The 9,292-nt window shown below is 40.7% G+C and carries 7 protein-coding genes; 6 read left to right on the top strand and 1 reads right to left on the bottom strand.

From position 1 onward, the window contains the following. The first annotated feature begins 62 nt into the window (after positions 1 to 62). Positions 63 to 1,070, top strand: a complete 1,008-nt coding sequence (locus tag J8M01_RS02030) for an ABC transporter substrate-binding protein (protein ID WP_247670934.1) — start codon at positions 63 to 65, stop codon at positions 1,068 to 1,070. Between the two features lie 43 nt (positions 1,071 to 1,113). Further along, positions 1,114 to 1,962 carry a CZB domain-containing protein gene (locus J8M01_RS02035; RefSeq protein WP_192508955.1) on the top strand — a complete coding sequence of 283 codons (849 nt, stop codon included), beginning with the start codon at positions 1,114 to 1,116 and terminating at the stop codon, positions 1,960 to 1,962. A gap of 126 nt (positions 1,963 to 2,088) precedes the next feature. On the opposite strand, the gene typA is transcribed toward J8M01_RS02035, so the two are convergent. After that, entirely contained in the window at positions 2,089 to 3,912 is a 1,824-nt protein-coding gene (gene typA / locus J8M01_RS02040) for a translational GTPase TypA (protein ID WP_211048697.1), read from the bottom strand. Positions 3,913 to 4,368: 456 nt separating this feature from the next. Here typA and glnA point away from each other — a divergent pair, with 456 nt between their 5' ends. From glnA to glnG, 4 genes are all read left to right on the top strand, one after another. After that, positions 4,369 to 5,775, top strand: a complete 1,407-nt coding sequence (gene glnA, locus J8M01_RS02045) for a glutamate--ammonia ligase (RefSeq protein WP_192508956.1) — start codon at positions 4,369 to 4,371, stop codon at positions 5,773 to 5,775. A 115-nt stretch (positions 5,776 to 5,890) separates the two neighbouring features. After that, positions 5,891 to 6,391 carry a DUF4124 domain-containing protein gene (locus J8M01_RS02050; protein WP_211056818.1) on the top strand — a complete coding sequence of 167 codons (501 nt, stop codon included), beginning with the start codon at positions 5,891 to 5,893 and terminating at the stop codon, positions 6,389 to 6,391. A gap of 112 nt (positions 6,392 to 6,503) precedes the next feature. Next, on the top strand, positions 6,504 to 7,559 hold the full coding sequence (gene glnL, locus J8M01_RS02055) for a nitrogen regulation protein NR(II) (protein ID WP_192508958.1): 1,056 nt from the start codon (positions 6,504 to 6,506) through the stop codon (positions 7,557 to 7,559). 24 nt (positions 7,560 to 7,583) lie between these two features. Further along, positions 7,584 to 8,978, top strand: coding sequence for a nitrogen regulation protein NR(I) (gene glnG / locus J8M01_RS02060; protein ID WP_211056819.1), 1,395 nt, complete (start codon positions 7,584 to 7,586; stop codon positions 8,976 to 8,978). Positions 8,979 to 9,292: the final 314 nt, after the last annotated feature.

Consider the following 9,292-nt stretch of genomic DNA (forward strand, 5'->3'; position numbering starts at 1 on the left):
TCTGCTACTTGTTATTACAGCCTCATGGTTTTGCAGCTCCGCCTAAAGATATAAAATTAGGCATGTCTACGGCACTCAGCGGTCCAGCTCAAGCTATTGGTAGTCAACTCAAGGTAGGCGCAAATATTTATTTTGAACAGCTAAATAAAAACGGAGGGATCAATGGTGCCAAAGTCGACTTACTTGTATTAGATGATGGCTATGAGCCCAGTCGCACCGTTAATAACACCCGCTATTTTATATATGAGAAAAAGGTTGATGCTTTGTTCAGCTTCATGGGCACACCGACGATTTCAGCGATCCGTCCACTACTAGAGCACAGCAAAATTTCTCTATTGATGCCTTTCTCTGGCGCTGACTTTTTACGCAACAACCGTACGCTTAAAATATTCAACTTACGACCTAGCTATTTTGATGAAGCCGAAGAGCAAATAAACTACTTAGTGAATGAAAGAAAGCACAAAAATATTGCTTTGTTTATTCAAGCTGATGAATTTGGTATTACATTAGAGAAAAGCCTCACAAAAGTACTCGCAGATAGAGGCTTAACCCCTTCCGTGATCACTCGCTTTCGCCGTAACTCTAGTAATGTAGATAAAGCACTCAGTAAAATTAAAGCATCTAGAGCAACCGCAGTAGCGCTGATAGGAACGTACAAGCCATTGGCAAAATTTATAAATAGGGCACAATTACGCGGTGTTAAAGCAGATTACACCAGTGTGTCGTTTGCTTCTAGTAAAGAGCTACTTAGCAGAATAAAGTCATCTCAACTGCTTATGATCACTGAAGTTGTGCCCAATCCATATAATTGTTCAGCACGATTATGTAACACATTCCGTACCCACGCAGCAGCATACCCTAACGTTAAGATTGATCATGTGCTTTTTGAAGGCTATTTAAATGCACTATTATTTAGTAAAGCTGCAACGCAATGCCCTCTTACGTTTAGCGACCAATGCATATTAGATAAGCTCTCCTTAATGCTTGAACATGATGCTGATTTACAAGAACTATTTAACCTAACATCTGCTGAAAAGAAATTACCGGTTTTCCGCTCATATTCATCATAATGTTCTATTCTTAAAACATAATTATAATTTTTTAGAGGCGAACATGGATTTAATAAACTTTCGAGTTGGACAAAAAACCATATCTCTTAAAATATTGGATATTTTGCTCACAGAACGTTATGAAGGGAACCTAACCTCTTTACCGAATGGAAACCCTAGCTTTTTAGGGGTAAAAGATTACATGGGGACTCCCACTCCTATTTTTGACTTGGGCCTGATCCTTAACAATCAATCTTCACAAGATATTAATCGTGCACTAATTGATTTACTTATACAGTATGAACAAGAACATAAATCTTGGTTTCAAGCACTTGAACACAGTATTATTAATGGGGCAGCTTTTGAAGGCGCACGCGATGCCAAGCACAGTGAGTTTGGTAAATGGTTTTATCACTTCCAAACAGATAACGATGATCTAAAAGCTATCTTATCGCGTTTTGAACAGCCACATTCACAACTATATTCACTTCCAGAGCAACTATTTTCGCTAGTAAACAACAGCCAACAGGAAGAAGCAAAACGACTACTATCAAAAGAGAAATCAACAACTTACACAAAGCTGATACGCTTATTTGAGTCGGCCAGAGAGCAAATAACCCTAGATCATAAGCCTATCATTGTGTTTACCACCGAAGATGGCCAGAAACCTCACATAGGTCTATTAGTCGACCAAGTAGAGGATAATATTCATTGCAATGAAAATGAAATTAAATCATTGAGTGAACTAACGAATATTGGTTTTGAAATTGATGCACAGACGAAAAAAATGATGCGGGGACTGATTAAACGAGGAGAAACACACAGTGTTGTCATTGACCCGAGCGCAATATTCAGACCTGAACACCTCAAAGACTATGAACCAGAAGAAACGGAGACATATGGGTTATTCTAACCCATACAACCTTAGCTCCTGAATATCACCAATTACCAAGGTAAATGTAAATATTATTTTTTAGAAAATAATTTGCTACAAAAATGCCGCTCATAAGAGCGGCATTTTTTAAATCTCTATTCGATATTAGTCTTTAAGTTGACGACCAGCACGCTTACGCTCACTTTCAGTCAATAACTTTTTACGAATACGGATATTTTCAGGTGTAACTTCTACCAGCTCATCATCATCGATAAACTCAAGCGCCTGCTCAAGAGACATTCTGATAGGTGGTACAAGTGTTTGTGCTTCATCAGTACCTGATGCACGAACGTTCGTTAACTGCTTACCTTTAAGCGCGTTAACTGTCAGGTCGTTATCACGGCTATGAATACCGATAACCATACCTTCGTAGACTTCTACACCGTGTCCAATAAACAACTTACCACGTTCTTGAAGGTTGAATAATGCGTTAGTTAGCGCTTTACCTGTTGCATTCGCAATTAATACACCATTCTTACGCTTACCAATAGTACCGCCTTTGTATGGGCCATAGTGGTCAAACGTATGGTACATTAAGCCTGAACCTGATGTCAGCGTCATAAAGTCAGTTTGGAAACCGATTAAACCACGTGAAGGCATCATGAAATCCATACGCACACGGCCTTTACCATCTGGAGCCATATCCGTCATTTCTGCTTTACGAAGACCAAGTTGTTCCATAATTGAACCTTGGTGCTCATCTTGAACATCAATTGTTACTGTTTCAAACGGTTCTTCTAACTGACCATCCACTTCACGAAGAATTACTTCTGGACGAGAAACAGCTAGCTCGTAACCTTCACGACGCATGTTTTCAATCAAGATACCTAGGTGTAATTCACCACGACCAGACACGCGGAAGCTATCAGGGTTTTCAGTCTCTTCAACACGTAGTGCTACGTTGTGAACTAATTCATTTTCAAGACGCTCAAGGATATTACGTGAAGTAACAAACTTACCTTCTTGTCCAGCAAACGGCGAAGTGTTTACAGAGAACGTCATTGTTACTGTCGGCTCATCAACTGATAACGGAGTCAATGCTTCTACTGCATTTACGTCACAGATAGTGTCTGAAATTTTCAGTTCACCAAGACCTGTGATTGCAATGATGTCGCCGGCTTGTGCTTCAGCAGCTTCGTGGCGGTCAAGACCTAAGTAACTCATTACTTGGCCAACTTTACCATTACGCGTTGCACCATCAGCACCCACAATTGTAACCTGCTGGTTAGGCTTAACAGAACCGCGTTTAATACGGCCTACACCGATAACACCGATATATGAGTTGTAATCAAGTTGAGAGATCTGCATTTGGAAGTCACCTGCTGGATCAGCATCTGGCGCTTCAACTTGCTCTACAATCGCTTCAAACATTGGTTGCATGTTATCTGATTCATTATCAAGATCTAATGTCGCCCAACCATTGATTGCTGATGCATAAATAACTTGGAAATCTAGCTGCTCGTCCGTTGCACCAAGGTTGTCGAATAAATCAAATACCTGATCCATAACCCAATCAGGACGTGCACCTGGCTTATCAATCTTGTTAATTACCACGATTGGCTTAAGACCTAATGCGAATGCTTTTTGCGTTACAAAACGCGTTTGCGGCATTGGACCTTCTTGCGCATCTACTAATAGAAGAACTGAATCAACCATTGAAAGTACACGTTCTACTTCACCACCAAAATCGGCGTGTCCTGGAGTATCTACGATGTTGATGTGGTAATCATTCCACTCAATCGCAGTATTTTTTGCAAGGATGGTGATACCGCGCTCTTTTTCGATATCATTTGAATCCATTACACGCTCTTCGTTGCCGCCGCGTGTTTCTAGTGTGCCTGATTGCTCTAGCAACTTATCAACTAGGGTTGTTTTACCGTGGTCAACGTGTGCGATAATCGCAATATTTCTTAACTTTTCGATGCTCATATAATTACTCAGAGAAAGTTGAATCTCAGTGATCCTAGTCGATCTACGCGATTTCACTAAATGTTGGCGCGCCAGAGATGTCCCAATATAGGATTTAAACGGCGCACATTATCCCTTATTACGGCGATGGATGAAAGTTTATCCAACATAAATTTTATGACTTTATCAAGTCATTGTATTTTTTAGAGGGTTTTCAGGTCTATAAATTGCACTACTAATAAATAATACTAAGCTTATTTTACTACGCACCATACTAGCGCGTTACATGCTGGCACGCACCATTACGAAACAACACCGCACCAAAATGGTGCAAAAATACATAAAGCCTAATTTAAATTTAATTTATATTAAGATAAATCAACACCTTAAATATTTGGCATGAAATACGCTTAAGGTAAGACAAGTCGCATCAATATAATGCTACACAAAATAATAACCCATCGAGTCGGAGGACACATGTCACAATCGGTTTTAGATTTTATTAAAGAAAATGACGTTAAGTTTGTAGATTTACGTTTTACAGATACCAAAGGTAAAGAGCAACACGTTTCAATTCCTCATCACCAAGCCGATGAAGACTTCTTCGAAGATGGCAAAATGTTTGATGGCTCGTCTATAGCTGGCTGGAAAGGCATTAACGAATCTGACATGGTTTTAATGCCTGACGCAGCTTCTGTTAAACTTGACCCATTTGCTGAAGAAACAACGATGATTGTTCGTTGTGATGTTGTTGAGCCAGCAACATTACAAGGATACGAACGTGATCCTCGCTCTGTTGCAAAACGAGCAGAAGAATATATGCGCTCAACCGGCATTGCAGATACGGTTTTATTTGGGCCTGAGCCTGAGTTCTTTGTTTTTGACGATGTTAAGTATAAAACTGATATGTCTGGCTCAATGTACAAGATTGATTCTAAACAAGCAGCTTGGAACTCAGATAAAGCATATGAAGATGGTAATACTGGTCACCGCCCAGGCGTTAAAGGGGGTTACTTCCCTGTTGCCCCAGTTGATGATTTCCAAGATTGGCGTAGTGCGACATGTTTGGTACTGGAAGAAATGGGTCAAGTAGTAGAAGCCCACCACCATGAAGTAGCTACCGCTGGTCAAAATGAAATTGCGACGCGCTTTAATACCATGGTGTTAAAGGCTGATGAGATTCAAGAAATGAAGTATGTTATTCATAACATGGCTCATTTATATGGTAAAACAGCAACATTCATGCCTAAGCCTGTTGTTGGTGATAATGGTTCAGGTATGCACTGTCACCAATCACTTGCTAAAGACGGCAAAAACTTATTTGCTGGTGATAAATATGGCGGTTTATCTGAAGATGCTCTTTATTACATTGGCGGCATCATCAAGCATGCTAAAGCAATTAATGCATTTGCCAATGCGTCAACTAACTCATACAAACGTTTAGTACCTGGGTTTGAAGCACCGGTCATGCTTGCATATTCAGCACGTAACCGTTCTGCTTCGATTCGTATTCCAGTCGTCCCTTCAGAGCGCGCTCGACGCATAGAAGTTCGTTTCCCAGACCCAACAGCTAATCCATATCTTGCATTCTCAGCAATGCTTATGGCAGGCCTTGACGGGATTAAAAATAAAATCCACCCTGGTGATGCGATGGATAAAGATCTATACGACCTACCAGCTGAGGAAGCTGCTGAAATTCCAACCGTGGCAGCCTCATTTGATGAAGCGCTAGCGTGTCTTGATGCTGATCGTGAATTTTTAGTACAAGGTGGTGTATTCACTCATGACTTAATTGATGCTTATATTGCACTTAAGTCACAGGAAGTGGAAAAACTGAACATGACAACTCACCCTGTTGAGTTTGAAATGTACTACAGCGTGTAATTACGTATTCAGATCATATGTGTTCTCAAGCCCGCAAAGCGGGCTTTTTTATGGAAAAGTAATTCACAACAGTCTAGAGTATTAGAGTATATTTTTGATATCAGGCAAGATCTAAATGCGGCTTTTATTTTTAGGGTGTTTTGTATTGTTTAGTTCATCAGTTTTAGCGGATTCAAAGGTGTACCGTTGGAAAGATGAGCAGGGTAATTGGGTCTTTTCTGATGTACCCCGGCAAGGCGCACAAGAAATACAGTTAAATAAATCAATGACAATGCCCGCTGTTGATACAAGTATACTCAATACGCAAGCAAGTCAAAAAGCGATTGAATATACAGCAAGTATTACCTCACCAAACCACGAGCAAACACTCAGAGAAAATACTGGCACCATCTATGTTACAGGGCAAATTCAGCCTAGCTTCTCCAATGGTTTAAAAGTGCAATTAACGTTAGATGGAAAAGCAACAGGACCTATGCAAACAAGCACAACGTTTGTCTTACATAACGTACCTCGAGGGGAGCACTCTCTACTGTTAAGGCTCTACAATGAACAGGGAAAAGCACTCGCGCAAAGTGATCCAACCACGTTTTATCTACACAGAAAAAGTATAAAATAATTAAAGTGTTACCTATTTAAGCGCCTTGAGTATTGCCTAGAAATAAAATCACTAATAATGCTATGCTACTATCGCACTACATTGGTGCAATATCTAATTAAGGTGAACCAATATGGAACAACTCCATGAGCAACTGCTCCCTGACTTGTGGCATAATTTAGCAACGTCCGTTATTTTACTCGATAAGAACTTTATCGTTCACTATGCCAATACAAGCAGTAGTGAACTATTCGGATTAGGTATTAAAAGGCTAATAGGTCAATCACTCCACGCGACCTTCAGCCATCACCACATAGATATAACCAGAATCAATCAATATGTACTAAAAGACGGTGTCGATTGCCAACAGCATAGAGTTGACGTGGTGTTTATCGACAATAGAGCCGCGACTTTAAATCTTCATGCTCGCCGAGTACACCTATTAAATACCACTTATATTTTAATGGAATTCCGACGTATTGATGATGAAGTGCGATTTGATCAAGCATCAAACCAAATGCATCAATATCACGCTGCGCGCACATTAATAAGAGGGTTAGCACATGAAATTAAAAACCCGCTCGGTGGAATTCGTGGAGCGGCGCAATTATTGCAGTATGAAGGTTGTCAGAGTGAGCGGGACCAATGTGCCGAATTAATTATCGAGCAAACAGACCGTTTAACCGATTTAGTCGACCGTTTACTCGGACCTAATCAATTACTGCATAAAGCGCCGTGTAATATTCACCAAACTTTAGAATCAGTGATTAAACTCAGCACATTAGATAACGAGCATAATATAAAGTTAATTAAAGATTATGATCCAAGTATTCCTGACATAAACATCGATCAAGCAAAAATTCAGCAGGTTGTGCTGAATATTGTACGTAACGCATTACAAGCACTAACTCAAGGTGGAAACATAACGCTAACGACACGGATTAAGCATCGATTACGACGTGGCGAAAAGCTAATTAAAAAAGCTCTTTTGATTAAAATCATGGATAACGGCCCTGGCATTGCGCCTGAACTAAAAGATACATTATTTTTCCCCATGACCACAAATAAAGATGGAGGTTCTGGACTGGGATTATCCATCGCGCAAACTTTGATAGAGCAGCACAATGGCATGATTGATTATGACAGCTGGACTGGACACACAGAATTTAATATTTATCTACCGTTCTGACGCCAACGGTATACGGAGCAAGAAATGAAAACAGTATGGTTAGTTGATGATGATGCATCCATTCGATTTGTACTCGATAAAGCATTATCACGAGCAGGGTTTACGACTGAATGCTTTTCCAATGGCCAAGATGTTCTAACCGCTTTATCATATAGCCAACCTGCTGTTTTAATCTCAGATGTTCGTATGCCCGGTCTCGATGGTATGGCTTTGCTAGAAGAGATAAGCTTAAGTCATCCTAATTTACCTGTCATCATTATGACAGCCCACTCCGACTTAGACTCAGCTGTCAATGCATTTCAAAAAGGGGCTTTTGAATATTTAGCCAAACCTTTTGATTTAAATGAAGCCGCAGATCTTGTTGAACGGGCTTATCAAGCGAATTCACAAGCAAAAAAAACCAAACGTACGCCAACTGAGAAAGATAGCCCCGATATTATTGGCGAAGCCCCCGCCATGCAAGAAGTCTTCAGAGCCATTGGTAAGCTTTCTATGTCAAGTATGAGTGTATTAATAAATGGTGAATCTGGTACAGGGAAAGAGCTTGTCGCAGGCGCGTTACATAACCATAGCCCGCGCAAAGATAATACCTTCATAGCTCTGAATATGGCAGCTATCCCACAAGATCTTGTTGAGTCCGAGCTATTCGGGCATGAAAAGGGAGCATTCACAGGTGCTGACAGCATGCGTCGAGGCCGATTTGAACAAGCTAACAAAGGAACTCTTTTTTTAGATGAAATTGGTGATATGCCATTAGATGTGCAAACTCGGTTACTGCGAGTATTGGCCGATGGGGAGTTTTATCGGGTTGGCGGACACCAAAGTGTCAGTGTAGATGTTCGAATTATTGCCGCAACTCACCAAAACTTAGAAGAATTAGTAAAACAAGGTCAGTTTCGTGAAGATTTATTCCATCGCCTTAATGTAGTTCGACTGCGACTACCTGCACTCAAAGAAAGGCCTGAAGATATTGAAGCCCTAGCACATCACTTTTTATCTGCCAGCGCTGAAGAGTTACAAGTTGAAACAAAGACACTAACAGCAGACTCAATAAAAGCTATGCAACTTTACCATTGGCCAGGAAACGTTCGTCAATTACAAAATACTTGCCGTTGGCTAACCGTTATGGCACCCAGTCAAACGGTTAATCCTCAAGAATTGCCCGACGAACTATCCCACACTTCAGCACATAGTGAATCAGATGGAGACTGGCTAGATGCGTTTCAAAGCTGGTTAAATCAGGAGCTTACCCAAGGAAAAGAAAATATCTGGCCAAATGTGCAAGCACAACTAGAAACCCGTTTGATCAAAACAGCCTTAGCTGTATGTAACGGGCACAAGCAAGATGCAGCTTTAAAAATTGGCTGGGGCCGAAATACTCTCACTAGAAAGTTGAAAGAACGTAATATTCAGGACTGACGCCACAGTCATAAAAACTTGCTGACTTCTGCTGTAATTATAAAGCCGTTATACCTTTAATGGATCCTGATCTACGTCAGGAAGACAACGAGGTGGGCGTCATCAAAACCCCACCTCTAAATAGAAACCTCCGTCTCTAAATATAAAACTACCGTCTCCCTGAACTGGTTTCAGGGTCCATGGTTTTCACTGTCCTTTCATAACGGCCTGACGCAAGCTTGCTAATTCCTTTTTCTTAAATCTCTTCTTCCTAAGCCCCTTTTTCCCAAACCCCAAACGCAAAAAACCCGTCGCATCTCTGCAACGGGTTTCTT

This window comes from Pseudoalteromonas sp. MMG005 (genome assembly GCF_018101015.1).
GTDB lineage: Bacteria > Pseudomonadota > Gammaproteobacteria > Enterobacterales > Alteromonadaceae > Pseudoalteromonas > Pseudoalteromonas aurantia.

Coding starts and splice junctions, on each gene's coding strand:
- J8M01_RS02050 (WP_211056818.1), top strand. CDS start 5,891: ATGCGGCTTTTATTTTTAGGGTGTTTTGTATTGTTTAGTTCATCAGTT.
- J8M01_RS02030 (WP_247670934.1), top strand. CDS start 63: ATGTCTACGGCACTCAGCGGTCCAGCTCAAGCTATTGGTAGTCAACTC.
- typA (WP_211048697.1), bottom strand. CDS start 3,912: ATGAGCATCGAAAAGTTAAGAAATATTGCGATTATCGCACACGTTGAC.
- glnG (WP_211056819.1), top strand. CDS start 7,584: ATGAAAACAGTATGGTTAGTTGATGATGATGCATCCATTCGATTTGTA.
- J8M01_RS02035 (WP_192508955.1), top strand. CDS start 1,114: ATGGATTTAATAAACTTTCGAGTTGGACAAAAAACCATATCTCTTAAA.
- glnA (WP_192508956.1), top strand. CDS start 4,369: ATGTCACAATCGGTTTTAGATTTTATTAAAGAAAATGACGTTAAGTTT.
- glnL (WP_192508958.1), top strand. CDS start 6,504: ATGGAACAACTCCATGAGCAACTGCTCCCTGACTTGTGGCATAATTTA.